This is a genomic window from Paenibacillus sp. GCM10027626, assembly GCF_042676285.1.
Taxonomy (GTDB): Bacteria; Bacillota; Bacilli; order Paenibacillales; family Paenibacillaceae; genus Paenibacillus_Z.
Genome location: NZ_JBHTHC010000001.1, coordinates 298,865 through 323,486 on the forward strand (window position 1 = coordinate 298,865; position 24,622 = coordinate 323,486).

Below are 24,622 nucleotides of genomic sequence, written 5' to 3' on the forward strand. Positions count from 1 at the left end.
AGGGAGACATGATGTTGCGTTTCACAAAATTTCATTCGATTGTCGTGCAGTTATTTCTGTTCTGCTTTATTGGGATGACGCTGCCGGTCCTGGTCATGGGCTTCCTCTCGTACAACAAATCGTCCAAAATTGTAGAGGAGCAAGTGGGAAAAGTGGCCTCACTCACCATTACGCAAGTAAGCGACAAGTTAAATTTATTGTTCAAAAAGCTCGACGACTCCTCCATGATGGTGCTTAGCAACCGGGTCATTCATGAAATATTGGAAAAGCCAAGCGGCAGTTTGTATGAAAAAACGAAAGAGGTGCAGGAGGGGCGGGAGATGCTTACGTCCATTATGATCAACTCGCCGGAAATACTAGATATTTACATTTTTGACGTAAATCGCAAATATTCTGTATTCAGTGCAGACTCTTTAATGGCTGTCCTCAATCAATGGGATTCCGCCTGGTACAAAGCGATACTGGAGGCAAATGGGAACACAGTCTGGTTCGGCTTATCTGCCAGCTCCTATGTAAAAAATACTGATACCGGCTTTCCGATATTCGCACTTGGGCGGGCGATACGAAGCTGGGAGAGCGGGAAAGTTATTGGCGTGATGGTATTTGAGATATTGGGGGATAGTTTGATTGCTGAACTGGATCGCGTCCAATTTGGCGACACTGGCTACGTTTATATTGTTGACGACGACAATCGTTATTTTTACCACCCGGATCCGCAGCAGTACGGCCGGCGGTCGACTAATTCCTCTCCTGATGACGAGCCGCAGATGCATCGAGAAAATAACACGACCTTAATGATACCGTCCCGGCTGGACAATGGCTGGCATGTGGTGGGGCTCGTACCGCTGGAGGAGTTGACCGCCGATTCGGCTTCCATCCGCAACTTTACAATCTGGATTGCCTTATGCTGTATTGCGGCGGCGCTCGGCATGGGTTATTTTGTCACCCGCAAGATCGGCAATCCGCTTGTTCAGCTATGCCGGCTAATGCGCAAGGGCGAGGCAGGCGATTTGAGCGTGCGCAGCATGAATATCGGCCGCAATGAAATAGGCCAGCTCGGCCGGAGCTTCAATAAAATGCTGGGTAAAATCGATCAGCTTATTCACCGGATTGCCGAGGAGGAGAAGGAGAAGAAAAAGGCTGAGGTACGGGCACTGCGCTATCAGATCAATCCGCATTTTATGTACAATACGCTCAATTCGATTCGCTGGATGGCGAAGTTGAATCGGACCAGCGATGTCGATCTTGCTGTTACCGCGCTTGTTCAGCTATTGGAAGGCAGTCTGGGACGCAATGGCGTATTTATGAAGCTGAGCGATGAGCTGCAGCTGCTGCGCAAGTATATGCTGATTCAGGAGTACCGCTATGATAATCCGATCGTACTCGAGATTCAATGTCCGGAGTCGTTGATGGGAGTGCTGATTCCGCGCATGCTGCTGCAGCCGATTGTTGAAAATGCGATCTTCCACGGAATAGCGCCGAAGGATGCGGAAGGGAAGATTACGTTGACGGTTGAGCAGCAGGGGGCTGATCTTGTCATCCGCATTAAAGATGATGGCATCGGCATCGAGCCTGAGCGGGTGAGCGAGCTGCTGGCCAGCGAGCAGGATTGCGGCAAGCGCGGCATGACGAACATAGGCGTCCGCCATGTTCATCAGATGGTTCAGCTGTATTATGGAGCGGCTTATGGGCTGCGCGTAAAGAGCGAGCCGGGAGTCGGAACAGAAGTCAGCATTACACTGTCGCTTGCGAAAGGAGAACAATATGTGCAAAGTACTGCTGGTTGATGACGAGAAAATGGCCAGAATGGGTCTGCGCGCAGTGATCGATTGGGATGCCAGCGGCTTTGAGCTCGTAGGCGAAGCCTCTAATGGCGAGAAGGCGATGCGCTGGGTCGACGAGGGCGAGGTTGACATTCTAATTACCGATATTGCTATGCCGGTGATGGACGGTCTGGAACTAACGCGTATCGCCAAAGAAAAATGCCCTTGGATTAAAGTGCTGCTGCTAAGCTGCCACAGTGATTTTGAATATGTGCGGGAAGGAGTGCGGCTGGGCGCGTCCGATTATATTTTGAAGCCGATGCTTGAGGAGGAAGCGCTGCTGGCCATTTTGCGTCAAATGCGTGCCAAGCTGAAGGAGGAGCGGGAAAATCAGCAAATCGTAGAATGGTATAAAAAGCGCAATCTCTCTCTCGGGAGCGGTGGCGGCAAACCGGATACTACGCTGCATCAGCGTCTAATTCAGCAGGCGACAGCTTATATCGATGCCCATTTCACTTCGCCAATTACGCTGCAGCAAGCGGCGGATAAAGCAAATGTCAGCCGCAATTATTTCAGCGAGATGTTCAAGCGAGTGACGGGACAAAATTTCATCGATTACATTATTGCGCTTAGGGTCAATCGGGCCAAGCAATTGCTGCAAACGTCCTCTCTCAAAGTGTATGAAGTTGCCGAGCAATCCGGCTTTAATGATGTCAAACATTTCAGCAAGCAATTTAAAAAAATAGTCGGCTGCTCGCCGGCAGAATTTCAAGGGTTATGGCAGCGCGAGGTTGATTAACGAACCAAAACATCTGAAAACATAACACAAAAAAAGAATATAATCCCTGTAAATGTGATATTCAGTCATTTTATAATAAAAGCGTTTACAACAGTCATTTGACCACTATTGAGGAGGCGTTGAAGATGAAGAAAATTAAAGGTTCATTACTCGTTTTAGTAATGGTACTCATCGTAGCTTCTGTATTGCAGGCTTGCAGTTCAAATGGCAACAGTGGCAAGGAGGGCGGTTCGAACAGCGGACAAAATAAGCAAAATGAAGGGAAGGGAAATGATCCCGCACCTGCACCTGCACCGAAAGGGGAGAAAGTTAAAATCAAATGGGCGACCTGGGGCAATCCTGGCGAGCTGACAAGATTTCAGGAATTTACGAAGGATTTCAATGCGAAGCACCCGGATATAGAAGCGGAGCTGATCCCGATCCCCGGCGAATATGAGCAAAAAATATTGACGCAGCTAAGCGGCGGAACGGCGCCGGACATTTTCTATTCAGGTGATGCTACAATGGTCAAGCTCATTGAGAACGGCAGTATCGAGGAGCTGACGCCGCTCATGGATACGCCGGACAGTGTAATCAAAAAAGAGGATTTCTTCGAAGGTCTGTGGGGCGCTTCGGTACGTGACGGTCATGTGTTCGGGGTGACGGTCGATTGTAATCCGATGGTGCTCTGGTATAACAAGAAAGTGCTGAAGGATGCCGGAATTGAAGAGTCGCCTGCCGAGCTGCAGGCGCAAGGAAAATGGACTTGGGAAGCCTTCCAGACGATGACAAACAAAATCCGCGAAAGCGGCAAGTACGGCTACGTGCTAGATAACGGCTGGGCGTCAACCCATAGCTGGGTAACGTCAAATGGCGGGCAGGTCTATGATGAGAATGGGCGTTCTGTCGTATATTCAAATGAAAAGGCAATGGAAGCCTTCCGTTTCTTATATGACAATGTCAAGCAGAAAAATATTACGTTCTCCGGTACGCTGCCAAAAGGGCAAGGCGGTGATGCAATGTTTATGTCCAATCAGGTAGGCTTCGTCGGGGCAGGCCGCTGGTATTTGCCGCTATTCAAGAAAAACGCCAAACTTGAGTACGATGTTGTAACTTGGCCGACTAACACGGGCAAGAAAATAGAGCCGGCTGGCATACCGACAGCTTATATGGTCATGAATAAGGCATCCAAAAATAAAGAAGCCGCCTATACGTTCTTATCCGAATTTGTCAGCAAGGAAGGCCAGGTATACCGTCTGCAGGGAGGCGGCAACGCAGTTCCGTCCGTATCTGGCGCAGATGAGGTTGTGATGGAAGGCAACCTGCCGGAGCATGCGCAGCTTTTCCTTGACGCGCGTGAAATCGGCTACGCGCTCACCCCGTCCGAAGCCGGCATTCCGGGCTTGAGCAAAGATATTACCGACCGTTTTGAGGCGCTGTGGCTGAAAAATGAAGATCTCGATAAAGCGATGAAGGATATTGAAGAGCTGTCGAACAAAAAAATTGACAACTATAACAAAAAATAAATGAACAGAGAGGCGGATGGCGATGGATATTAAACCATCCGAAAGGATGCAAGAGACGACAGCTGCCAAGACGAAGCCTGCTGCAGCGGGGAAAATAAGTATGAAGCGGGCGGACGCAATATGGGGATATCTCTTTATTGCCCCGCAAATGATCGGCCTCATTCTTTTCTCGCTCATACCGTTAATCTCCGCCTTCGTGCTCAGCCTGATGAGCTGGGACGGCTTCGGGGACAAAACCTTTATCGGGCTTCGCAATTTTGCCGACCAGTTTCAAAATGAAAATTTTCGCAAAGCGGTTGTAAACACATTCTATTACACCGTTCTTACCGTACCGACGGGCATCGTTTTATCGATGCTCGTCGCCATCGGGCTCAATAAAGTAAGAGGAAAGGTGTTTTACCGTCTGATCTATTTCATGCCGCATATTACGATGTCTGTTGCCGTTGCTGTCGTCTTTATGTGGATGTTCAACGCTGACTTCGGGCTGATCAATCTGTACTTGAAGCAGTGGTTCGGCATTGATGGGCCGAGCTGGCTGACAGATACGCGATATGTGATGCCGTCGATTGCGCTGTTAAGTGTTTGGATGGGGCTTGGCAACAGCATGGTGCTTTTTCTCGCCGGATTGCAGGGCATATCTTCTACTTATTACGAGGCAGCGCAAATTGACGGGGCTAGCAAGTGGCAGCAGATCAAGCATATTACAATTCCGCTGCTGTCGCCAACGACCTTTTTTATTACCATTATTTCGATAATCGGCTCGTTCCAGGTGTTTGACCAATCGTTTATTATGACTTCGGGTGGACCGGCGAAGGCGAGCTATACGATGGTTTTTCACATTTATGAATCAGCCTTTGTTGATTTTACCTTTGGAGCAAGCACCGCTTCGGCCGTTATTTTGTTTATCTTGATCTTATCTGTCACCTTATTCCAGATGGGTATGTCCAAGCGATGGGTGCATTATGAGGACTAGGAGGGGCGCTGATGCGGACCGCGACTGCTAAACGAAAAAATATCCCGGCAGCAATTATGCTCCATCTCGTACTTGCCGCCGGCGCTTGTTTGATGGCGCTGCCATTTGTGTGGATGGTGCTGAGCGCATTGAAGGATTTGTCCCAGGTGTTCATCGTGCCGCCCAAATGGATTCCCGATCCGTTCGTCTGGTCGAACTTCAAGGAATCGCTAACGGCGCTGCCATTTGGGCAAGCTTACTTGAACAGCCTGTATATCAATGTGATCGTTGTGGCAGCACAGCTAATTACATGCTCGATGGCAGCTTATGCCTTCGCCAAAATCCGCTTCCCGTTCCGGGAGCCGCTGTTCGTTTTGTTTCTGGCGACGATGATGGTGCCCGGACAGGTGACGATCATTCCGTTGTATCTCATTATGAAAATGATCGGCTGGCTGGATACACATCTGGCATTAATCGTTCCGGCTGCACTGCTCAATGCGTTTGGCGTCTTTCTGCTGCGGCAGTTTTTCAAAGGAATACCGAAGGATATGGAGGAGGCGGCAATTATCGATGGTGCGGGCAGATGGACGATCTACACCCGCATTATGCTGCCGCTCGTCAAGCCGGCATTATCGGCGCTGGCCATATTCACCTTCCTTGGGATGTGGAACAGCTTTTTCTATCCGCTTATTTTTCTGAACAGCCCGGAAACCTTTACCGTTCCGATGATGCTGAATTTGTATCGCGGAATGTATGCGACCGACTGGACGCTGATGATGGCCGGCGCCTCGATCGCCCTGCTGCCAGTGCTGCTCGTCTATTTGATCGGGCAGCGATATATTATTGAAGGTGTGACGCTTTCAGGGATAAAAGGATAAGGGAAAAGGGGCTTTCCGAATGGTTCGAACCATTTTGGACAGCCCCTTTTCGTTGTTTAATTGTAGACGATTCCGCCGTCGATCATAACCGATTGGCCGGTCATATAATCAGAATCCGGGGAGGCGAGATAGGAAACAAAGTTTGCTACATCCGCGGGCTCCTGGGTGCGTCCTAGTGCAATCCCTTCGGCAAACTTTTCAAATGCTTCTCCCTTCTTCAAGCCCATATACTCAACCATGCCGGCATCAATCCGCTCCCACATGCCAGTCCCGACGATGCCCGGACAGTAAGCGTTGCATGTAATTTTGTCCTTGGCATATTCTTGCGCAGCCGCCTGAGTAAAGGCGCGAACGGCAAATTTAGTTGCAGAGTAGGCGGCAAGCATCGTAAAAGCTTGATGGCCGGCAATGCTGCAGGCATTAATGATTTTGCCGCCTGTTCCTTGCTTTTGCATTTGTGCAGCAGCCGCCTGAATGCCATAAACAACGCCAAATACGTTGACCTGAAACAGCTTCTCCAGCTCGGCAGGCTTAATATTGGCAATTGGCGCTACTTGCTCGATGCCGGCATTATTGATGAAGACATTGATGCTGCCGAAATGATCTACGGCTGCTTGTACGAGCGCAGTTTGATCTTCTTGCCTCGACACATCGCCGATAAAGGAGGCGACCTCAATATTTTGACTCTTGAATTCCTGTACCGTTGCTTGCAGCACCTTCTCATCCCGGTCGCTTAATACAACCGCAAAACCGTCCTTTGCTAAACGCTGCGCGATTCCCTTGCCTATCCCTTGGCCTGAGCCAGTAATAACAGCCACTCTTTTTGTTCCCAACTCTTTAACATCTCCTTATTAAGTAATTACTTCAATCGTTATTTTGTCAATTTCTGTTCTAATTATCCTCTTGCTCAGGCAGAATTTGCCTTCGTCCCTTATACCTTACTTCCTTACGGATTGAGCTGTTCAACGTACAGCGGCAATTTGGTATAATAGGGGGAGCTGAACAAGACAAGGATGGTGAAGCTTTGATTAGGATCGTCATTGTGGATGACCATGCTGTAGTTCGATCCGGACTAAAGCTGCTACTAGATGCAAGAGATGATATGACGGTCATTGGCGAAGCGTCCGAGGGTGAGGAAGCAATCCGCTTATCCGAGCAATTGCTGCCCGATGTAGTTCTCATGGATTTGAGCATGCCTCATGGCAAAGACGGTCTAACGGCTTCCCGTGAGCTGCAGCAAAGGCTGCCGGAAATTGCTGTGCTTATTTTGACGATGCATGACGATGAGGAATATTTGTTCCGCGCGATACAGGCAGGTGCGTCCGGGTATGTACTGAAGAGCGCTCCCCATGAAGAGCTGGTGAATGCCATTCGTACCGTCGCTGCCGGCAATGCCTATTTGCATCCTACTGCCACGAAGCGATTGATGATCGAATATTTGGAGCGGCTAAGCAATGGTGAAAGTACAGATTTATACGAGACGTTGACTGTCAGGGAGAAGGAAATTTTGTCTTTGGCCGCCAAGGGCTACGGCAATAAGGAAATAGCCGAGCAGCTCGTTATTAGCGTCAAAACAGTGGAGACACATAAGGGCAATGTCATGGAAAAGCTCGGTCTCCGTTCCCGTCCGGATCTGGTCAAGTACGCTGCAAAAAAGGGGCTGCTTAATTTTGAGTAATTCTTGGGATATGACGGATTCGGGCAGTGCCGGTCCGCTCATCACTTCTTTGCTGGCAAGGCTGGATGAGCAGATTACAGATCAGAGCTATCGCGATGAGCTCAAGCGCTCGCTCAAGCAGCTGACCGATGTCAAATATGCTTTGGACGAATCGTCGATTGTTGCAGTAACCGACCCACGCGGTAAAATAATATATGTGAATGACAAGTTTTGCCAGGTCTCGAAGTATCCTCGTGAGGAGCTGCTTGGCCGGGATCACCGTATCATTAATTCCGGTTATCATGACAAAGCCTTTATGAGAGGCTTGTGGAATACAATCCGGTCAGGCAAAGTGTGGACGGGGGATATTAAAAATCGCGCCAAGGACGGCACTTATTATTGGGTACATACAACGATCGTTCCGTTTCTTGGCGATGACGGAAATCCATACCAATTCTTAGCTATACGCAACGAAGTGACCGCATTGAAGCAAGCGCGCGAGGATTTGGAAATGCTGATGGCCAAAGTCATGCAAATTCAGGAGGATGAGCGGCGGCGGATTTCCCGCGATTTGCATGACGGCATCGGCCAGAGCCTGTATTCTTTTCTGATTCAGCTGGATCGCATCATTGCGATGCCCGCGACAGGCGGCGACCATCTGGCGCTGTTGCGCGACCAGACTGTGCAGCTGATTGAGGAAGTTAGAGGCTTGGCATGGGAACTGCGGCCGTCTGTACTGGACGATCTTGGGGTCGTGCCGGCTATACGCTCTTATATCGAGAACTTTAGCTCGCATTACGGCATCAAGGTGCGCCTGGATTGCAATTTGCGGCAGCGATTGAGAGGAGAGGCGGAGACAGCTATTTATCGAATCATTCAGGAGGCGCTCACCAATATTGCCAAATATGCCGATGTTGACGAGGCGGAAGTCGCGATTCTGCAGACGGAAACAGCGATTACGACGAGCATTTGCGACCGCGGCAGCGGATTTGCGATGGCTGTGAAGCCGCGCGGCATCGGTCTGCAAAGTATGGAGGAGCGGGCCAGAATTGTAGGCGGCCGCTTTGAGGTGGAATCGGAGGAAGGGCGCGGAACAACAATACGCTTCACCTTGCCAAGACAATGAGCTTCGGCAAAGTGTGATTCTTTTCACAGAGATCATTCGCTTTTTATTGTACAGTCGTCTTAGAGAGAGATGAAGTACAGGATAGCGATAAAGGTCACGCTTGTGAAAGGATGAGGGCCATGATGAACATAGCAGATAAACGCCTGGAGCCGTTCGATTCCGCGCGCTCGAGCACATTTATGATGATGGTAAGCCGATTAAAGGCAGAGCATGACCGGTTGAAGGAGCAAGTACATCGGCTGCATGAACGCAGCCTTGATCTGGCAACTGCAACTTCACGCGGCAATCGTCTGCAGCTGCTGGAGGAACTGCGCCTTGAGACTGCCGGTTTGCTGGCTGATTTGGAGCAGCATGCCAAGTGGGAGGATGAGGAGCTGTTTCCGGCTGTCATGCATTACTTCAAACGCCGTATGGAGCCGACGATGATGCCTTCAATGTGGGTGCTGGAGAAGGATCATGAGCTGGCATTGCAATTTTTTGATTCCTTTATGGAGCTAAGCTGCTCCATTCTGGCTGACCTGCAGCAGGATGGCAGCGGCAACGCTGCAGACAGTTATTATGATTTCTTCGATGTGCTCAAGCGGGCGGCCGATCATTTGACGCAAGCCTGCCTCATTTTGCAGGGGCATTTTCATATGGAGGAAGAATTTTTGTTCCCGCTGGCCGAGGAAATTTTGACGGATATCGATTATTTGTTTTCGTGAATGGTGGACGACCTGCTAACCCGTGTTGGACGGTAGTGGCTGGTCGTTTTTTTGTTTTGCGCAATAAGGATTTGCGAAATGAGGATGCGCAATAAGGATTGACAAATGTACAGGTGGAAACTATAATGGTTCAAACTTGGTGGTGAGAAAAATTGGTAATTGCGAAAGGTGGATGATATGGGTATGAAACTTTTGACAGAACGGCTGCTGATACGTGATTTTGAGGTCAATGATTGCGATAGTGTTCATGCCTATGCATCCGATCCTTTAGTCACTGAACATATGATATGGGGCCCCAACACGTTAGCAGAAACAAAAGAGTACATTGAACGAATGATCGGGATGCAGCGGCAGTCTCCGCGAGTCGGCTTCGAATTGGCGGTAACATTGAGGGCGAATGGCAAGCTGATCGGCGGCGTCGGTATCCATGCTTCAGGTTTGCAAGGGGAGGTTGGTTACTGCTTTCATCCTGAATATTGGGGACAAGGCTATGCCTCGGAAGCGGCTGCAGCAATGCTGCGATTTGGATTTTTGGAGCTGGGACTGCATCGAATCTATGCAACATGCCGTCCGGAAAATATTGGATCAGCCGGCGTAATGAAAAAAATCGGTATGACCTACGAGGGCCATTTGCGCGAGCATATGTTTCATAAAGGGAAATGGCATGATTCTTTGCAGTATTCAATACTTGAGCACGAGTTCGATTAGGGGACTTAAGAGGATTGTCTATTAGCGAACTAGACAGGACCAGTGCTTCTGGTTCGAAGCACTTGCTCGTACCTGTAGTATTCATTCCACTTAATGTATTAAGGGCCCATTAATACTATCCCAATGAACATAAGATTATCACTGCATTAAATGTAGCATCCATATAATAGATAACAAAGCCCTTTCAATAAGGGCTTTGTTACTCGTGCGATTATGGTTTGATTGCTTTTATAACGGCAGAGGCAATATAATCCTCCACCTTCGATCCAGGAACCCAATCTTTGAAGAACGTCCTCGATTCCTCTTTCGGCTCGACCACCACATCCTTAAATCCACTTTGCTTTAGCATCGTTTTTAATTCATAAACGGACGAGGCCCCGGATATACACCCCGAATATAACACATCCAGGTCGTTTTTTATTTCCGCCGGCAGCTCTGTTGTCGTTACGACATCTGAAATGGCCAGACGTCCACCAGGGCGCATGACACGGAACGCTTCATGAAAAACTTGCTGCTTATCCGGTGAAAGATTGATTACGCAGTTGGAAATAATGACATTCACCGTTTGATCTGGAACGGGTAAATGCTCGATCTCTCCTAGCCGAAAATTCGTATTTGTAAACCCTCCTTTGATGGCGTTCGATCGTGCGCGGCTAACCATTTCCGGTGTCATATCGACCCCAATGACTTGACCGGTTTCCCCAACCTGACGGGACGCGAGAAAACAATCGAAACCACCGCCGCTGCCCAGATCCAATACAACTTCTCCCGGTTTCAATTCGGCTATCGCTTGTGGATTACCGCAACCTAAACCAAGATTTGCGCCATCCGGAACAGCTGTTAATTCTTCAGATGAATAGCCCATTTGGGCTGAAATATCATGAGCCGACCCACAACAGCTTGGAGCAGGAGGACAGCACGAATTCGGCTCGCCTTCCTGTATCGCGATTTCTTTGTATCGACTCCGAACATTTTGGCGAATTTGGTCATGACTAACTTGATTCTTCACAAGAATCTCTCCTTTATTTTAAATGATGATACTTACACTGTTCACTTATGAGGAAATGGATTGAGCTTGTTATCGGCTGATGTACGCTCATGCACTTACGCACTGAAGAGAAGTTGAAACGGTTGTCAGTTTGCTCGCACTGTTTTCAGGAAACGCAAAAGTTTGCGAACAACGTAATTCGCGTCTGGCCCCACCCCCCTTAATGTAGCGGAAGCAAAGGAACGTTGTCCTTCCAACCCGACATAATACAGTCCTGGAACGGAAAAGCTTATACCTGCTGTTTGTATCGGTTTTCCTTCGGTGTCCAGCGCCCCGATCGGGTGAAGGTAGGAGAGATCCGGACGATACCCGGTCGCAAAGATGATAGTTTCTACCGGTTCTTTCGTTCCGTCTGGCCAGACGACGCCATTGGTGTAAAATGAAGTGAACATCGTCCGTTGATCCGGTTTACCAGACTCTAATCTTGCTCTGTAATCATTCAAATCGACAACGGTACTCGGACTTGGTGGTTTTTTACCGAATCGCCAGAATGGAAAGGTGTCAAAGCCTAAGTTTCTAATCCAGAAATGCAAATCAATCCCCAACACTTTTGGCTTCATAAGCTGAACGGGCTGAAGTACGGCTAAAGAAGTATGGCTGCTGTCCGCAAGCTCTACCGCAATTTGCACAGCAGAATTTCCACGACCGACGATAACTACCCTTTGCCCTTTATAACGATCCGGATTGCGATACACAGAAGAGTGGAGGATATCCCCTTGAAAGAGTTCTCTTCCATTTATTTCTGGTATATAAGGATTATGAAAGGAACCTGTCGCATTGATGATCGTTCGCGTTTGGAATACGTCTCCCGTTCGTGTTCGGATCGAAAAGCCGTTTTCATTTGTTTCTACGGTAGTAACCTTCTGATTCGTTCGGATGGGAAAGTCAAAGCGCCGGGCATAATCGTTTAGATACTGAATCACTTCATTTCTAAGCGGGTAATGGGTTCTCGCTCCAGGTATCCTCATGCCTGGCAACGATGACAAACGTGCTGGTGAAAAAAGTTTTAGACTATCGTAATAATATGGCCAGGAACCCGATGCCTGTTCGCCTGCCTCCAGGATCAAAAATTGCAGCCTGTTCTTCTTCAAGTAATATCCGGAAGCAAGACCGGCTTGCCCACCACCAATGACAATTGCATCAAAATCCTCTGTCATCTAACCCCTCCTACAATTATTTGCAAATTGCAAGTATTAATGAAAAAGATTACCCCAAAGGGGTAGTACAGCATTGACCCGATTTCTCCATCGCTGCATTTAGCAGCTTGATCGAGCGGATAACGGTATCTTTTTCAGAATCGTTCATATGCGAGAAGATTTCACTTAAATAAGCGTTCATTTGCTGGTCGATCGACGCTGCAACATATTTGCCTTCCGTCGTTAAAGAGAGGATATTCACCCTCCGGTCATCTGGATCAGGCGTTTTTTTCACTAATTTCATCTTGATTAACGATTGCACCTGTCGGCTAAACGTCGTTATGTCGGTACCTAATGCCTCGGCGACTTGTTGGATGGAAGGCTTATGCTGGTGATCGATCTCATAAAGAATATGGCTTTGAATTAAGGAGATGTCGCAGCCGCCTGCAGAACAGCAACTTTTATTCAGAAAACCAAATCGACGAGTCATGATTTGAATGAGTTCACGTACATTTTCCATGGTGCTTCACCTCATGAAACAGTTATACAATAATCATTTGCAAATTGCAAGTATCATAATGATCAACTATGAAATATAATAACGGAGGAATAGGGCTTTATGCAGAGTAAAGTGGGTTGCTATTGTAAAAGATGCGTAAAGGCTCATTTTCGGTATTGACTTTTTTTCATACACAAATAACAATATGGTTATAAGGTTTTGGGAGTGAGGTGATAGGAATGACATTGGAATTTGAAAAGTTAGCGGATATTTTTAAAGCTCTTGCCGATCCGACAAGGTTGAAAATCCTTTCTTTGCTTCGTAATCGCGATTGCTGCGTATGCGAACTGGTTCCCATCTTTAACATATCCCAACCCGCTATTTCTAAACATGTAGCCCGCCTGAAAATGGCTGAATTGGTTCGTGAAACACGAAAGGGACAATGGGTGTTCTATTCAATCAACGAGAAACGGTTAGAGGAAATTGGGTATGCCTTATCCAATTTGCCGGATATATCCGAGGAGCTGCGGAAATTGGAAGAACAAGGACTAACGGTCATATGTGAGTAGAAGGGGGAACAACAAGTGAGTAAACAAGGGAGAAAGCGACTATCTTTTCTGGATCGCTATTTGACGTTATGGATTTTTGTTGCTATGGCGATCGGAATTGGGCTTGGCTTTGTATTTCCTCAATTTGTTGACGGTTTGAATGAATTGCAAGTCGGGACCACATCGATACCCATTGCGATAGGTCTCATTTTGATGATGTATCCGCCGCTGGCGAAGGTACGATACGAAGAAATTGGCCGTGTCTTCCGAAATGGGAAGGTGTTAACCCTTTCATTGATTCAAAACTGGCTCATTGGTCCGATCTTAATGTTTATCTTAGCCATTATTTTTCTTCGGGATTACCCGGAATACATGGTCGGTCTTATTATGATCGGTCTAGCCCGTTGTATTGCAATGGTTATCGTTTGGAATGATTTGTGTAAAGGGGATACGGAGTACGCGGCGGGACTCGTGGCTTTCAACTCGATCTTTCAAGTTTTGTTTTATTCCGTTTACACCTATGTCTTTGTAACGATCTTACCGGGATGGTTTGGCTTGGAAGGGGTCGTTGTGGACATTACGATGGCGGAAGTCGCCAAAAGTGTGTTTATTTATCTTGGAATACCGTTTCTGGCCGGGATGATTACACGTTATTCGCTTGTAAAAGCAAAGGGAAAGTCCTGGTATGAAACGGTCTTTATTCCAAAGATCAGTCCCATTACACTGATCGCGTTATTGTTTACGATTATCGTCATGTTCTCGCTCAAAGGTGAAATGATTATTCAATTGCCTTTAGATGTCGTGAGGATCGCGATCCCTTTGCTGATTTACTTTGTCGTCATGTTTCTGATCTCGTTTTTTATGGGCAAAAAAGCTGGAGCTGGTTATCCCGTTACATCTACACTGGCTTTTACTGCATCCGGGAATAACTTCGAGCTGGCGATTGCCGTTGCTGTTGGGGTGTTTGGTATTCATTCCGGCGCAGCATTTGCGGCCGTGATCGGGCCTCTTGTGGAAGTGCCTGTGATGATTGCATTGGTCAATGTCGCTCTCCGATTTCAACAAAAGTATTTTTCAAAGAAACCATCCTAACATAAACAGGAGGAGTCATCATGTCAGCTAACAAACAAATCGTTTACTTCTTATGCACCGGTAATTCTTGCCGCAGTCAAATGGCAGAAGGATTCGGGAAACAACATCTTGGTGATCAATACGAGGTATATAGCGCTGGAATTGAAGCACATGGTCTGAATCCGAATGCAGTCAAAGCAATGGCGGAAAAAGGGATTGACATCTCCAAGCAAACGTCGGATGTAATCGACCCGGAAATTTTGAATAAAGCCGATTATGTGATTACCCTTTGTGGTGACGCAAACGACAAATGCCCGATTACCCCGCATCGTGTTACCCGATACCATTGGGGGTTTGATGATCCAGCCAAGGCAACCGGAACAGAAGAGGAAAAATGGGGTGTCTTCCGGCGTGTGCGGGACGAGATTGAAGAACGTATCAAACGATTTGCAACCGAAGGGAAATAAGAGATCCAGGGTATCCATTCCGGCAAACCGGCAAGTTCAAGACCATAAATATCGCCAGGCCATCACCGCGGCAGGTTTAGGGCTGGAATTGGGATCTAAGAGAGGAGGCGACGCCGACATGATTAAAAGAATGCACGTTGCTGTAAATTGTACCGATATAGAGAAATCATTAACTTTTTACCGGAGCTTCTTTGGTGTTGAACCTACAAAGGTGAAAGACAATTATGCGAAATTTGAGTTAGATGAACCGGCTTTGCATTTTTCGTTAAATGTCAGGTCCTTCGAAAAAAAAGGCGTACTGAATCATTTGGGTTTCCAAGTGAACAATACGGAAGAAGTTCTGGCAATGGGAGAACGTCTGCGACAATCAGGACTGCTGCTCATTGATGAGATGAACACGACTTGCTGCTATGCTGTGCAAGACAAAGTTTGGGTTTATGATCCAGACGGGAATGCTTGGGAAATTTTTCATACGAAAGAGGACTCGGAATTTGAGTCTGCTGGCGATCCGCGTGACTTATCGCTTTGCTGCGCTTCGCCTGCGGCTCCAATGCCGGTAGAGTTTACTTCATTCCGGAAGAAATAAAGGAGAACAAAATGACAAAGACTTATCACACATTAGTGGAAGATCGAATTTTCATAGGCGGAGCGGTAGATGTTAAGGATATGGTTACTGTCGAACACTGCGATGTCATCGTAGATCTTCGGGAAGAAGCTACGGAGTGCGCCTATCCGGACTCAAATGTAACCTGGATCAAGGTTGGGATTGGTGACCATGCTGAATCTCCGCAAGAAGATTTATTCCGTCAGGCCATTGACCAAGTTGTTGAAACATACCGTATTGGAAAAAAGGTTGGGTTTCACTGTGGAGGCGGCAAGGGTCGCACCGGAGCAGTGGCCATTGGCACCCTCATCACATTGGGAAAGGCATCTTCGATTGAAGAAGCCGAAAAAATGGCCAAAGCTATTCGACCTGTGATCCATATTCGAGAACCTCAACGTGAGGCGTTAGAGAAGCTATTTAACTCCAAATAGGTGTAAGAGAAGGAGCCGCCATCGTTTAGGCGGCTCCGCTCTGGTTCTAAACGATCTCCGCTGAACTTCATTTTCACACAAAGCTGCTTAGCTGGTCAAAATGAAGGATAGGTAACAAGTGTTTAAAAGAAAAAGCAAGGCAAGAAACTAAAAACGAAGCAGCCCCGGACATTTCTGCCTGGAGCTGCTTTCGACTGATGCTTTCGGATTATGTCTTTGGTATATCCAAAATGGAGAGAGTTGTCTATTTATTATAGGACAAGAAGATACCAATAACTAAGTATTACGAGCCTAGAAGGAAAAAAGACGTTGGGGAAACTCCTATGCATCTCTGAAGATGGTTGTATGAGGGGAAGGATTTACATGGGGGACAAGAACCTGAAGTCGCCTATATAACTGACAACCTCGATTTGTCTTGCTTTGGAAGTTATCGTACTGCATGAATAGTAAAAAGAAGGAGAAATGAAAAGCGGCCATTTGAAGAAGAGGCCACTGAAAAAGTCCATCTCTTAGAAAAAGGTACAGTCCTTCAACAAATTGAAGAATCTGTACCTTTTTTGCTTTATAATAGAGTCATCACGAAAAGCGAGTGAGAGCGGATGATTCGGCAACAACAAACCTTTGTTCTAAGTCCTTACACGGCTCTGTATGACATCGTCGTGCCTAAGGACAATATGCTTCGTCAAATCAACGAACTGGTGGACTTCACTTTCATATATGAGGAACTGGAAGCAAAATATTGTTTGGACAATGGACGTAACGCAATTGATCCCATTCGCATGTTTAAATATTTGCTGCTGAAAGCTATTTTTGAACGATCTGATGTCGACATTGTTGAGCGCTCCAAGTATGACCTGTCGTTCAAATACTTCCTCGGCATGGCGCCAGAGGACCCGGTCATCGATCCGAGCTCTCTGACCAAATTCCGCAAACTGCGGTTGAAAGACATCAACCTGTTGGACATGCTCATTGGTAAAACGGTAGCCCTTGCTATTGAGCAGAATATCTTGAAGAGCAACTCCATCATTGTTGACGCGACGCATACGAAAGCGCGCTACAACCAGAAAACGCCCCAAGAAATTCTACAAGACCGTGCACGGAAATTGCGAAAAGTCGTTTACACCACGGATGAATCCGTCAAAGCCAAAATGCCGGCAAAGAATACAACTAACGTACTCGAAGACGAAATCGAGTATTGTCAAAAACTCGTCAACTTCATTGAAAACGAGAGTGGCATTGCACAAGTGCCAAAAATTCTAGAGCCGCTTAATCTGCTGAAGGAGACCATAGCGGATGACGTCGAGCAACTTCGCTTGGCAGCAGACCCGGACGCACGCGTGGGGCATAAGAGCGCAGACTCCGCCTTCTTTGGCTACAAAACACATTTGGCGATGACCGAGGAGCGCATCATTACAGCAGCTGTCATAACAACGGGCGAGAAAAATGACGGAAAACAACTGCAGACGCTCATCGAAAAAAGCCAAGCAGCTGGCATGCAGGTCAAAACGGTCATTGGAGATACGGCCTACTCTGAGAAAGATAACATTACGTACGCGAAAACGAACGAGATTGAACTTGTCGCCAAACTCAATCCCCTCATTACACAAGGTGCACGAAAGAAAGAAGACGAATTTTTGTTCAACAAGGATGCCGGCATGTACGTATGCCCAGCTGGTCACATGGCCATTCGAAAGGCTCGGCAAGGCAAGAAGGGAATGGGTCAAAACCAGCAGGATACTTACTATTTTGATGTAGAGCAATGCAAGCGATGTCCGCTCAAGGAAGGCTGCTACAAAGAAGGAGCCAAGAGTAAAACCTATTCCGTTACAATTAAATCCAAAGAACACACGGAGCAGGTGGTGTTTCAGGAAACGGAATATTTCAAAGCAAAATCCAAGGAGCGCTACAAGATTGAAGCAAAGAACAGCGAACTGAAACATGGGCACGGGGATGATGTCGCTATATCCCCGGGTCTGCTTGGCATGCAATTGCAAGGTGCGATGACGATATTCGCCGTAAATTTAAAGCGGATCTTAAAGTTAACGGATTAAGAATTGCCAAATAATACAGTAGTCTTGGGCCAAAAAAGAAGACATTCGTTCCAGAAAAACGGGAAACGGATGTCTTTTTGTGATTCGTAAGAACCGATAAAGAAAAAAGCACAAGTTCTTCAGTGGCCTCTTTGAAGAATGGGTGCTTTTTTTCATATTTTCAATTGTTTAAGTCCTGAACAAGACATTCAAAATATCCACTGCCTTTTTTTGATCCGTTTCTGTTTGTTTCATCAGGATCACAACAGCTTCTACAAGCAGGTCATTTTGAACTAATTCATCATTGATAGCTGAATCCATAAAGAAAGAGGATAAAGGTACATCAAGAGCTTGAGCTAGTTTCTCAAGTGTTTGCAGACGTACATCGTGTTGTCCACGCTCAATCTTTCCAATGTAAGAAAAGTTTGTACCGACAATCTCTGCAAGCTGCTCTTGTGTTAAGCCTTTCAACTTTCGAAAATAGCGAATCCGATCGCCAGTCGTTAGTAACGTATTTTTTTCCATTTAGCCACACCATACCTTTGTACCTATCAGTGTATACAAACACTTGAAAAGTATTCAGGTATATATGTGGCTTATTAAAAATTAAAACTTTCTATATATGGCACAAAAACTGTTGTATATATATGTATGATTTTGTATAATGAAGCAGATGCTGATAGCAAGTGAATCTAGTTCATGCAATTTTTCATGTCATATCGTTTGCCGTGAAATGGCTGATATTTTGGAGATCTATTGCCGTAACGTCAAGTAACCGAGCGGCTATCGTGATCAATGGTTCGTTTTAGCGAAACATTTCTAAAATGATATTCATCAGTTTGCGTCGTTCATTTGCATTCCGACTTAACAAGAGAGCTACGATTTAGGTGATAGTTTCATCTATATCTTATTAGATAAAAAGGGGATGGTATGGCGGGGAAGGGGGGAAAAGGAGTGCGGCAAAACGATGGGAGGTCAAAGCATCCGATCCGTAAATGCTTCCATTACAAGATTCCCCCACGTCCGCGAACCGTTTGGATCGAGGTCGAAGAAGAACCGCTTGCCTGGTACTGGAAGCTATGGTGCTATGGGGGGCTGGCACTCGTATACATGGGTCTATCTTGCTATATCATGCTCACATTTTGGGTGATGATCTAGGATTCTTATACATTCATAACATTTGCTCTTTAGGAGGGAAGATGTGGTTTTTAACGCCATTTTACAGATGTCTGTAGAAGGAAGAGTTGGCCTGGTGATATTCGCTGTTATTGTGGTAACGACTCTTATTATCCTACAACGGCGTGAAACCAAACGCCGGAAGCGTTAGGTGCACAGGGATTCTTTTTCCCCGAACTGATGGAATCCCGTCATTATAATTTGTAAATGTGGGAGAGCTTGGGCAAGCGAAATTCCCTATTCAATATGATGGAGAGGGATTGAGCTATGAAAGGAGTTCACAAACTGCGAGAAAAAATCGAAGAGACACGTGCGGAATTGAACGAACGGGCGAGGCTTTTTGGGATACGGGACAAGGAGGTTTTAGAAAAGTCACAAGAGCTGGATCGGCTGCTCAACGCATACCACCGAGCCTTGAATGATGAGGGGAACCATTGGGCGCAGTAGAGCCGGGGTTGTCGTTCGTCCATTTCTATTTTAGGGTGCGGTATATTGCTGCTTGCTACTCCCTCACTACACATATGATCAATGCAATGATGAGAGCTATGGCCTTGCGATGTAGCTCTTTTTTATTGGAGCCGTTGAAGCCATTTAAGACCAGGTACCGTGGTTCCGTTGATATGAACAAACGTGCTAAAACGGCGAGGTGGTGGACCGTAGATCCTCTATTTGCGACAAATTTCCGCCAAAATTAGTGTAATTCATACAAAATTTATAAATAATAGGTTCTCTGTCCGCCTGTCTCTTGGTTGGCCACTTATAACTACTATCCCTTTTACTCAGTTGCTTTGGCTTGTAACGCTGGCAACGATTATAGCCATTATCCCCTTTGATCAGTAAGGCAGTTGCTGCCTGCTGTATTAAGGCGATTTGCGGCCATAGCGGCCGTTCCCTCTGACTTTTTTGGCCCAGCTGAGCAAAGGGGATAGTGGACATAAAGCGATGAAATCACATGATCTAATCAGCCTGATTGTCCATATGCCGATAGACAGGAATCGTAATCTTTACAGTAGTGCCGATGCCCAGGCGGCTATGAATGGTGACCCCGTACTGCTCGCCAAAATGCAGCTTAATCCGCTGATCGACATTCCGAATGCCGTAGCCCAGCTTCATGCCGTGCGGATGAAAAATTTGTCCGATCGTCTCCTGGCTTATGCCGACCCCATCGTCAATAACTTTGAATTCGATACAATCTTCCTCCAGGCGGCCGGTTATCCGAATATGGATACGATCCCCGTACCAGGCATGCTCCAGCACATTTTCGATAAAAGGCTGCAGGATCAATTTGACCGTGTCATACCCGATAATCCGCTCGTCGATATCGTAACTTGCGCTGAGCCGCTCCTCGTATTTGATCTTCTGGATGTCCATGTAAGTGTTGGCCTGCTGCAGTTCCTTCCCGATTGGGATCATCGTCCGCCCTTCATTCAGAGTCAGCCGATAAAATTTGGCGAGCCCTTTCACCATGAACCTTAATTTGTCGGTTTCGCCCAATTGGGCCAGCCGATTGATGGAGGACAGCGTATTGTAAAGAAAATGGGGATTAATTTGCGCCTGCAGCGATTCCAGCTCAGCTTCCTTCTTATGCAAATTTGTCACGTAAACCTCATGAATCAATTGATTCATATTTTCGCCCATCTCGTTAAGGGCGGAGGCGATATGATTGAATTCGTCATTGCCCCTGTAGTGGAACCGTTTGTGGAACTCCCCTCCGCGAAAGGCATCGAGCACCGCTACGATCTTCGTGACGCGCTTGGCAAAATATCGGGACAAAAAGATGCCGACGAAGCTGAACAAGACGATGCTGATCAGGCAAATGATAATAGTAAGATTGCGAATCCGGTTGGCGTCCCGCTCCAGCGCATCGCTTGGAATAAGCGCCGAGAGCTTCCAGCCGAGCCCGGGAATGACCTGCTCATGCTCAATATGCAGATGGCCTTTCGCGATCAAGCTGCTCCGCTGCTCGGGCCGGAAGGCCGGGTCGCCGCTGGAGTAGTGCAGCACAGCCTGCTGCGCATCTGTAATGATGAGCGTGCTTCCTTCGCGGATTTTTTGATAGTCTACGCTTTGCAGCAGATCGGCGATTTTGACTGTAATCCGCATCATGCCCATCTGGGTGATGTTGGTCGGGTCATTCGTATCTACCATTCGCCGCAGCAAGGAAATATTGCCGAACTGCTGATCCTCTTCGATCTGCTTCCAAACCATCGTAATGCCGTATTGTTCCTCAGGCAAGCTCACGTACCATGGTTTTTCCTTGATGCGATCCAGATGATACAGCTCGTAGAGCTTACCTTTGGCGAGCAGCGGATCGGTATCGTTATGCGTGTAATGGATCTCGGGCAGCGCGTTATTTTGCACATAAGCAGCAAGGGCGATGTTGCGGTCGGTTGCATTGATTGTATTTTGCAGCTTCGGAATTAAATATTTGGTCGTCGCTTCGTAGCTGTACCATCCTTCCTCGTAGCGCCGCAAGTAATCGGCGAGCGTCCGGTCGTAATAGAGCAAACCCGATATCCGCTCGGTATCCTCGATCCGATACGTAATATTGTCTTGTATTTGCTGCAGCGTTCCCGCGATATTCGCCCGCGTCTGCTCTCTGATCGATTGCACGAAGGTCGTATAGGCGATGCTTCCCACAAGCGCGACAGGAACGATCAGCAGCAACACATAAGAAATCATCAGCTTATAACCAAAAGGAAAATGTCGTTTGCCTCGCATCGCCGCTCCCGCTCTCTTTCTCTCTTTACAAAATTCATAATCAGCTTAGCATTTCTTGCGGTATTCCCCGGGAGACATCCCGTATTTGTCTTTGAATTGCCGGCTGAAGTAGGTCAAGCTCTTATAGCCGACATGATCGGCGATTTCGAAAATTTTCATTTGCGGCTCCTGCAAAAGCTTGCGGGCAAGCTCCATGCGGCGCTCAATAACATAATCGCTGAAGTTGCTCCCCGTTCCTTCTTTAAACAGCAGACCGAGATAGTTTGGCGAAAAGGAGAAATAGTTGCCGACATCCCGCAGCGTAATATTTTCACTCAGCCGTTGTTCTACATAGGCGCAGACCGATTCGATCAGCTTGCTGTTCTTTTTCTGTTTTTTCTGCTGTAAAATTTCCGATATTTCGAAAACCCGTTTGCGCAGCCAGGCCTGAATATCGTCAATTGTCTCCAGCTTGAACAAAATGTCGATATTTTCCCCATGCTCATTCAGCAGCTTAAACAGGTTTTCATTCAAGCCGTTCAAGTAGGCATCCAAGCCGGAAATAATTTGGATCGCGAAATTGTAAACGGTTGCCTTTGATTTCATATTGCGGATCAGGGCGAATAGCGTCTCCAGCTCATCGTGAATGCGCACAAGCTCATATTGGGACATCGCCAGAAACAGGGCATCGAGCGCCATGTCCAGATCGTTGACTTCCTTCACATTGTCTTTCTGTAGTTCATCAAAGGAAATAATTTTGCTCTTCCCGCTCAGCATCTTATAATCCAGCGCGCTTTTGGCCTCCTGATACGATTCGGCAATCTGCCTGGGGGCAGTTACCGGACTTCCCAGCCCGATCGTAATGGTAAAAGGAAATTGCAGTTTAATCTGGCCGATGAATTGCGACAGCAGGGGGATATCGCGCTGGGGCCGGTGCTCCAGAATAAAGGCCAGCCGGTGGGGAGAAATCCTGCAAAGGGTGCGAATGCCATGCAGCTCGCATTGCTGCGCAATCGCCTCGCAGACTGCGGCAATAAGCGCATCCTGTCCCTGCTCGGACATGGAGCTTAATTTCCAGGCGAGATCGTCCAGCTCGATAATGACGACCCGCAGCGTGCGATGCGCCAGCGAGACGCCGTAATCCTGCTCTAATGTGCGGAGCGTCTCTGCCGGCACCGTCCCTTGAAGCAACTGCAAGAGGTACTCATTTTTGAGGACGGAGCCGCTCAGCTTATAGCCAGTTTCGATTTTGGACAGCCTGGCCTGCCGTTCCAGGTCGCTCTTGATCGATTCCAGCGCTGCGATCAGCTCATCGTCATCGATCGGTTTGAGCACATAGCTTTTGGCATTAAGCTGAAGGGCTTGCTTGACATAATGAAAGTCTTCATATCCGCTTATAAAAATCGTTTTCAATTCAGGATTAAGCTCGATCGCCATGCGCGTCAGCTCCAGGCCTGACATGTTGGGCATGCGAATATCAGTGATGAGGATATCGACAGGGTGCTCATTCATATAATCGAGTGCGGCGAAGCCGCTATTAACAGCAGCTACGACCTCCATATTCAGCTGCTCCCAGGGGATAAAAGTTTGCATTCCCCGAATATCCAATATTTCATCATCAGCGAGCAAAACTTTGTACATAGCTTTTCACTCCAGGCACCCGATTTCAATTGAACAATGATCTTCTTTTATTAGAACATAGCGGTGAGGTGGGTGGCAATCTTATTTGTTATCTCCGGTTAAAAGAGCATGGAAAATGTACACTTTTCATTGAATACTTCAGTTTTTTCTAATTCGTGCAACCCTTACACTTAGTTTATCGCAGCGATCGATCGCATCAGAAGTGGGGGAATGAGGCAGTGAAAATAATTCAGCGAAAAAAACAACGCTCGCTCGGACAACAGTTTATAAAGCAGCTTGACTTGCAATTGATGGCAATCCCGGCCCTGCTGTTAATACTTGTCTTCTCTTACATTCCGATGTATGGCGTTCTGATGGCCTTTCAGGATTATGATATTTTTAACGGCTTCTTTCAAAGCCAGTGGGTCGGAGTCAAGCATTTCGAGATCTTTTTTGAATCTCCCGAGTTCTGGTATGTAATGCGCAACACGCTCGTGATTAGCTTTTTGCGGTTGCTGGTCGGCTTCCCGGCGCCGATTATTTTGGCTTTAATGCTGAACGAAATCGGTCATATGGGCTTCAAAAGAGTATTTCAGACAGTCAGCTATTTGCCGCATTTTCTCTCCTGGGTCATCGTGTCCGGCTTGGTGATGTCGATGCTGGCAACCGATAACGGCAGTCTCAATATGCTGCTCCAAAAGCTGGGGGCAATCGGTGAACCGATCAATTTCTTGTCGGTACCGGAATATTTTTGGGCTATCCTGATTTCGACAGGGATATGGAAGGAAGTCGGGTTTTCTGCGATTGTGTACCTCGCGGCTATAGCCGGCATCAATCCCGACATTTATGAAGCGGCAGCGATCGACGGGGCGAGCAGGTTCAAGCAAATTTTCTATATTACGCTGCCCGGTATTACCGGCGTTATCGTCATCTTTATGATTCTGGATGTGGGAAATATCCTCAGTGCGGGATTCGAGGATATATTGCTGCTTGCCAAAAACCCGGTGCTGCAGGAAGTTTCCGATGTTATAGATACGTACGTCTATCGCGTCGGCATTAAAAGCTCGCGCTTCTCGTATGCCACAGCGGTTGGCTTGTTCAAGGCGGTGCTGAGTGTCGGTCTGCTGACGATTGCCAACGCCATCGCCCGCAAGATGGGCAGAAGTCTCTGGTAAAAATTTTAAGTGAAACGCAGGTGAG

24 protein-coding genes are annotated in these 24,622 nt (G+C 47.2%); 17 read left to right on the plus strand and 7 right to left on the minus strand.

All coding sequences use genetic code 11. The features are described 5' to 3' along the window. The first annotated feature begins 11 nt into the window (after window positions 1-11). The 5 genes from ACFQ0N_RS01355 (at window position 12) to ACFQ0N_RS01375 (ending at window position 5,897) form a co-directional block, all read left to right on the plus strand. Window positions 12-1,787, plus strand: a complete 1,776-nt coding sequence (locus ACFQ0N_RS01355) for a sensor histidine kinase (RefSeq protein WP_379322545.1) — start codon at window positions 12-14, stop codon at window positions 1,785-1,787. Further along, complete coding sequence (locus tag ACFQ0N_RS01360; RefSeq protein ID WP_379322546.1) at window positions 1,765-2,562, plus strand: response regulator transcription factor; 798 nt, start codon at window positions 1,765-1,767, stop codon at window positions 2,560-2,562. Before ACFQ0N_RS01355 ends, ACFQ0N_RS01360 begins: the two co-directional genes overlap by 23 nt. Before the next feature lie 125 nt (window positions 2,563-2,687). Next, window positions 2,688-4,067, plus strand: a complete 1,380-nt coding sequence (locus ACFQ0N_RS01365) for an ABC transporter substrate-binding protein (RefSeq protein WP_379322547.1) — start codon at window positions 2,688-2,690, stop codon at window positions 4,065-4,067. A gap of 100 nt (window positions 4,068-4,167) precedes the next feature. After that, complete coding sequence (locus ACFQ0N_RS01370) at window positions 4,168-5,040, plus strand: carbohydrate ABC transporter permease (protein WP_379322980.1); 873 nt, start codon at window positions 4,168-4,170, stop codon at window positions 5,038-5,040. Window positions 5,041-5,051: 11 nt separating this feature from the next. Beyond that, window positions 5,052-5,897: a carbohydrate ABC transporter permease gene (locus ACFQ0N_RS01375; RefSeq protein WP_379322548.1), complete on the plus strand. Its 846-nt coding sequence runs from the start codon at window positions 5,052-5,054 to the stop codon at window positions 5,895-5,897. Window positions 5,898-5,953: 56 nt separating this feature from the next. Here the strand turns inward: ACFQ0N_RS01375 and ACFQ0N_RS01380 are convergent, their stop codons facing one another. Continuing rightward, complete coding sequence (locus tag ACFQ0N_RS01380; RefSeq protein ID WP_379322549.1) at window positions 5,954-6,730, minus strand: acetoin reductase; 777 nt, start codon at window positions 6,728-6,730, stop codon at window positions 5,954-5,956. A 191-nt stretch (window positions 6,731-6,921) separates the two neighbouring features. Between ACFQ0N_RS01380 and ACFQ0N_RS01385 the strand changes: the two genes are divergently transcribed. The 4 genes from ACFQ0N_RS01385 to ACFQ0N_RS01400 all read left to right on the plus strand — a co-directional run bounded on the left by ACFQ0N_RS01385 (window position 6,922) and on the right by ACFQ0N_RS01400 (window position 10,092). Then, window positions 6,922-7,575, plus strand: coding sequence for a response regulator (locus tag ACFQ0N_RS01385; RefSeq protein ID WP_379322550.1), 654 nt, complete (start codon window positions 6,922-6,924; stop codon window positions 7,573-7,575). Window positions 7,576-7,585: 10 nt separating this feature from the next. Beyond that, the gene (locus ACFQ0N_RS01390; protein ID WP_379322981.1) at window positions 7,586-8,680 is read left to right on the plus strand and encodes a PAS domain-containing sensor histidine kinase; all 1,095 of its coding nucleotides are present in this window, start codon (window positions 7,586-7,588) and stop codon (window positions 8,678-8,680) included. A gap of 119 nt (window positions 8,681-8,799) precedes the next feature. Next, a complete protein-coding gene (locus ACFQ0N_RS01395) occupies window positions 8,800-9,384 on the plus strand; it encodes a hemerythrin (RefSeq protein WP_379322551.1) in 585 nt (194 codons plus the stop codon). Between the two features lie 183 nt (window positions 9,385-9,567). Beyond that, window positions 9,568-10,092: a GNAT family N-acetyltransferase gene (locus tag ACFQ0N_RS01400; protein WP_379322552.1), complete on the plus strand. Its 525-nt coding sequence runs from the start codon at window positions 9,568-9,570 to the stop codon at window positions 10,090-10,092. 211 nt (window positions 10,093-10,303) lie between these two features. Here ACFQ0N_RS01400 and ACFQ0N_RS01405 read toward each other — a convergent pair whose 3' ends face one another. From ACFQ0N_RS01405 to ACFQ0N_RS01415, 3 genes are all read right to left on the minus strand, one after another. Further along, on the minus strand, window positions 10,304-11,101 hold the full coding sequence (locus ACFQ0N_RS01405; RefSeq protein WP_379322553.1) for an arsenite methyltransferase: 798 nt from the start codon (window positions 11,099-11,101) through the stop codon (window positions 10,304-10,306). 125 nt (window positions 11,102-11,226) lie between these two features. Further along, the gene (locus tag ACFQ0N_RS01410; protein WP_379322554.1) at window positions 11,227-12,297 is read right to left on the minus strand and encodes a flavin-containing monooxygenase; all 1,071 of its coding nucleotides are present in this window, start codon (window positions 12,295-12,297) and stop codon (window positions 11,227-11,229) included. Between the two features lie 49 nt (window positions 12,298-12,346). Further along, complete coding sequence (locus tag ACFQ0N_RS01415; RefSeq protein ID WP_379322555.1) at window positions 12,347-12,796, minus strand: MarR family winged helix-turn-helix transcriptional regulator; 450 nt, start codon at window positions 12,794-12,796, stop codon at window positions 12,347-12,349. Between the two features lie 218 nt (window positions 12,797-13,014). Here ACFQ0N_RS01415 and ACFQ0N_RS01420 point away from each other — a divergent pair, with 218 nt between their 5' ends. The 6 genes from ACFQ0N_RS01420 (at window position 13,015) to ACFQ0N_RS01445 (ending at window position 17,947) form a co-directional block, all read left to right on the plus strand. Further along, a complete protein-coding gene (locus tag ACFQ0N_RS01420) occupies window positions 13,015-13,344 on the plus strand; it encodes an ArsR/SmtB family transcription factor (RefSeq protein WP_379322556.1) in 330 nt (109 codons plus the stop codon). A gap of 15 nt (window positions 13,345-13,359) precedes the next feature. Then, window positions 13,360-14,415 carry an ACR3 family arsenite efflux transporter gene (gene arsB / locus ACFQ0N_RS01425; RefSeq protein ID WP_379322557.1) on the plus strand — a complete coding sequence of 352 codons (1,056 nt, stop codon included), beginning with the start codon at window positions 13,360-13,362 and terminating at the stop codon, window positions 14,413-14,415. A gap of 20 nt (window positions 14,416-14,435) precedes the next feature. Next, window positions 14,436-14,861 (plus strand): arsenate reductase (thioredoxin), encoded by a 426-nt coding sequence (gene arsC, locus ACFQ0N_RS01430; RefSeq protein ID WP_379322558.1) that lies wholly within the window; start codon window positions 14,436-14,438, stop codon window positions 14,859-14,861. A gap of 118 nt (window positions 14,862-14,979) precedes the next feature. Beyond that, window positions 14,980-15,447, plus strand: coding sequence for an ArsI/CadI family heavy metal resistance metalloenzyme (locus ACFQ0N_RS01435; RefSeq protein ID WP_379322559.1), 468 nt, complete (start codon window positions 14,980-14,982; stop codon window positions 15,445-15,447). 11 nt (window positions 15,448-15,458) lie between these two features. Then, window positions 15,459-15,896 carry a protein-tyrosine phosphatase family protein gene (locus tag ACFQ0N_RS01440; protein ID WP_379322560.1) on the plus strand — a complete coding sequence of 146 codons (438 nt, stop codon included), beginning with the start codon at window positions 15,459-15,461 and terminating at the stop codon, window positions 15,894-15,896. 599 nt (window positions 15,897-16,495) lie between these two features. Next, on the plus strand, window positions 16,496-17,947 hold the full coding sequence (locus ACFQ0N_RS01445; RefSeq protein WP_379322561.1) for an IS1182 family transposase: 1,452 nt from the start codon (window positions 16,496-16,498) through the stop codon (window positions 17,945-17,947). Window positions 17,948-18,115: 168 nt separating this feature from the next. Here ACFQ0N_RS01445 and ACFQ0N_RS01450 read toward each other — a convergent pair whose 3' ends face one another. Beyond that, window positions 18,116-18,451: a helix-turn-helix domain-containing protein gene (locus ACFQ0N_RS01450; RefSeq protein ID WP_379322562.1), complete on the minus strand. Its 336-nt coding sequence runs from the start codon at window positions 18,449-18,451 to the stop codon at window positions 18,116-18,118. A gap of 918 nt (window positions 18,452-19,369) precedes the next feature. Between ACFQ0N_RS01450 and ACFQ0N_RS01455 the strand changes: the two genes are divergently transcribed. After that, window positions 19,370-19,549 (plus strand): aspartyl-phosphate phosphatase Spo0E family protein, encoded by a 180-nt coding sequence (locus ACFQ0N_RS01455; protein WP_379322563.1) that lies wholly within the window; start codon window positions 19,370-19,372, stop codon window positions 19,547-19,549. 510 nt (window positions 19,550-20,059) lie between these two features. Here ACFQ0N_RS01455 and ACFQ0N_RS01460 read toward each other — a convergent pair. Continuing rightward, on the minus strand, window positions 20,060-21,823 hold the full coding sequence (locus tag ACFQ0N_RS01460) for a sensor histidine kinase (RefSeq protein WP_379322564.1): 1,764 nt from the start codon (window positions 21,821-21,823) through the stop codon (window positions 20,060-20,062). A 45-nt stretch (window positions 21,824-21,868) separates the two neighbouring features. Further along, entirely contained in the window at window positions 21,869-23,443 is a 1,575-nt protein-coding gene (locus ACFQ0N_RS01465; RefSeq protein WP_379322565.1) for a response regulator, read from the minus strand. Between the two features lie 290 nt (window positions 23,444-23,733). Here ACFQ0N_RS01465 and ACFQ0N_RS01470 point away from each other — a divergent pair, with 290 nt between their 5' ends. Continuing rightward, on the plus strand, window positions 23,734-24,597 hold the full coding sequence (locus tag ACFQ0N_RS01470; RefSeq protein ID WP_379322982.1) for an ABC transporter permease: 864 nt from the start codon (window positions 23,734-23,736) through the stop codon (window positions 24,595-24,597). Window positions 24,598-24,622: the final 25 nt, after the last annotated feature.

What these genes read in the sequence shown, in the direction of transcription:
- ACFQ0N_RS01375 (WP_379322548.1), top strand. Translation starts at nt 5,052, where the DNA reads ATGCGGACCGCGACTGCTAAACGAAAAAATATCCCGGCAGCAATTATG.
- ACFQ0N_RS01365 (WP_379322547.1), top strand. Translation starts at nt 2,688, where the DNA reads ATGAAGAAAATTAAAGGTTCATTACTCGTTTTAGTAATGGTACTCATC.
- ACFQ0N_RS01470 (WP_379322982.1), top strand. Translation starts at nt 23,734, where the DNA reads ATGGCAATCCCGGCCCTGCTGTTAATACTTGTCTTCTCTTACATTCCG.
- ACFQ0N_RS01355 (WP_379322545.1), top strand. Translation starts at nt 12, where the DNA reads ATGTTGCGTTTCACAAAATTTCATTCGATTGTCGTGCAGTTATTTCTG.
- ACFQ0N_RS01440 (WP_379322560.1), top strand. Translation starts at nt 15,459, where the DNA reads ATGACAAAGACTTATCACACATTAGTGGAAGATCGAATTTTCATAGGC.
- ACFQ0N_RS01455 (WP_379322563.1), top strand. Translation starts at nt 19,370, where the DNA reads ATGAAAGGAGTTCACAAACTGCGAGAAAAAATCGAAGAGACACGTGCG.
- ACFQ0N_RS01465 (WP_379322565.1), bottom strand. Translation starts at nt 23,443, where the DNA reads ATGTACAAAGTTTTGCTCGCTGATGATGAAATATTGGATATTCGGGGA.
- ACFQ0N_RS01410 (WP_379322554.1), bottom strand. Translation starts at nt 12,297, where the DNA reads ATGACAGAGGATTTTGATGCAATTGTCATTGGTGGTGGGCAAGCCGGT.
- ACFQ0N_RS01390 (WP_379322981.1), top strand. Translation starts at nt 7,586, where the DNA reads ATGACGGATTCGGGCAGTGCCGGTCCGCTCATCACTTCTTTGCTGGCA.
- ACFQ0N_RS01415 (WP_379322555.1), bottom strand. Translation starts at nt 12,796, where the DNA reads ATGGAAAATGTACGTGAACTCATTCAAATCATGACTCGTCGATTTGGT.
- arsC (WP_379322558.1), top strand. Translation starts at nt 14,436, where the DNA reads ATGTCAGCTAACAAACAAATCGTTTACTTCTTATGCACCGGTAATTCT.
- ACFQ0N_RS01420 (WP_379322556.1), top strand. Translation starts at nt 13,015, where the DNA reads ATGACATTGGAATTTGAAAAGTTAGCGGATATTTTTAAAGCTCTTGCC.
- ACFQ0N_RS01370 (WP_379322980.1), top strand. Translation starts at nt 4,168, where the DNA reads ATGAAGCGGGCGGACGCAATATGGGGATATCTCTTTATTGCCCCGCAA.
- ACFQ0N_RS01445 (WP_379322561.1), top strand. Translation starts at nt 16,496, where the DNA reads ATGATTCGGCAACAACAAACCTTTGTTCTAAGTCCTTACACGGCTCTG.
- ACFQ0N_RS01435 (WP_379322559.1), top strand. Translation starts at nt 14,980, where the DNA reads ATGATTAAAAGAATGCACGTTGCTGTAAATTGTACCGATATAGAGAAA.
- ACFQ0N_RS01450 (WP_379322562.1), bottom strand. Translation starts at nt 18,451, where the DNA reads ATGGAAAAAAATACGTTACTAACGACTGGCGATCGGATTCGCTATTTT.
- ACFQ0N_RS01400 (WP_379322552.1), top strand. Translation starts at nt 9,568, where the DNA reads ATGAAACTTTTGACAGAACGGCTGCTGATACGTGATTTTGAGGTCAAT.
- ACFQ0N_RS01395 (WP_379322551.1), top strand. Translation starts at nt 8,800, where the DNA reads ATGATGAACATAGCAGATAAACGCCTGGAGCCGTTCGATTCCGCGCGC.
- ACFQ0N_RS01360 (WP_379322546.1), top strand. Translation starts at nt 1,765, where the DNA reads ATGTGCAAAGTACTGCTGGTTGATGACGAGAAAATGGCCAGAATGGGT.
- ACFQ0N_RS01460 (WP_379322564.1), bottom strand. Translation starts at nt 21,823, where the DNA reads ATGCGAGGCAAACGACATTTTCCTTTTGGTTATAAGCTGATGATTTCT.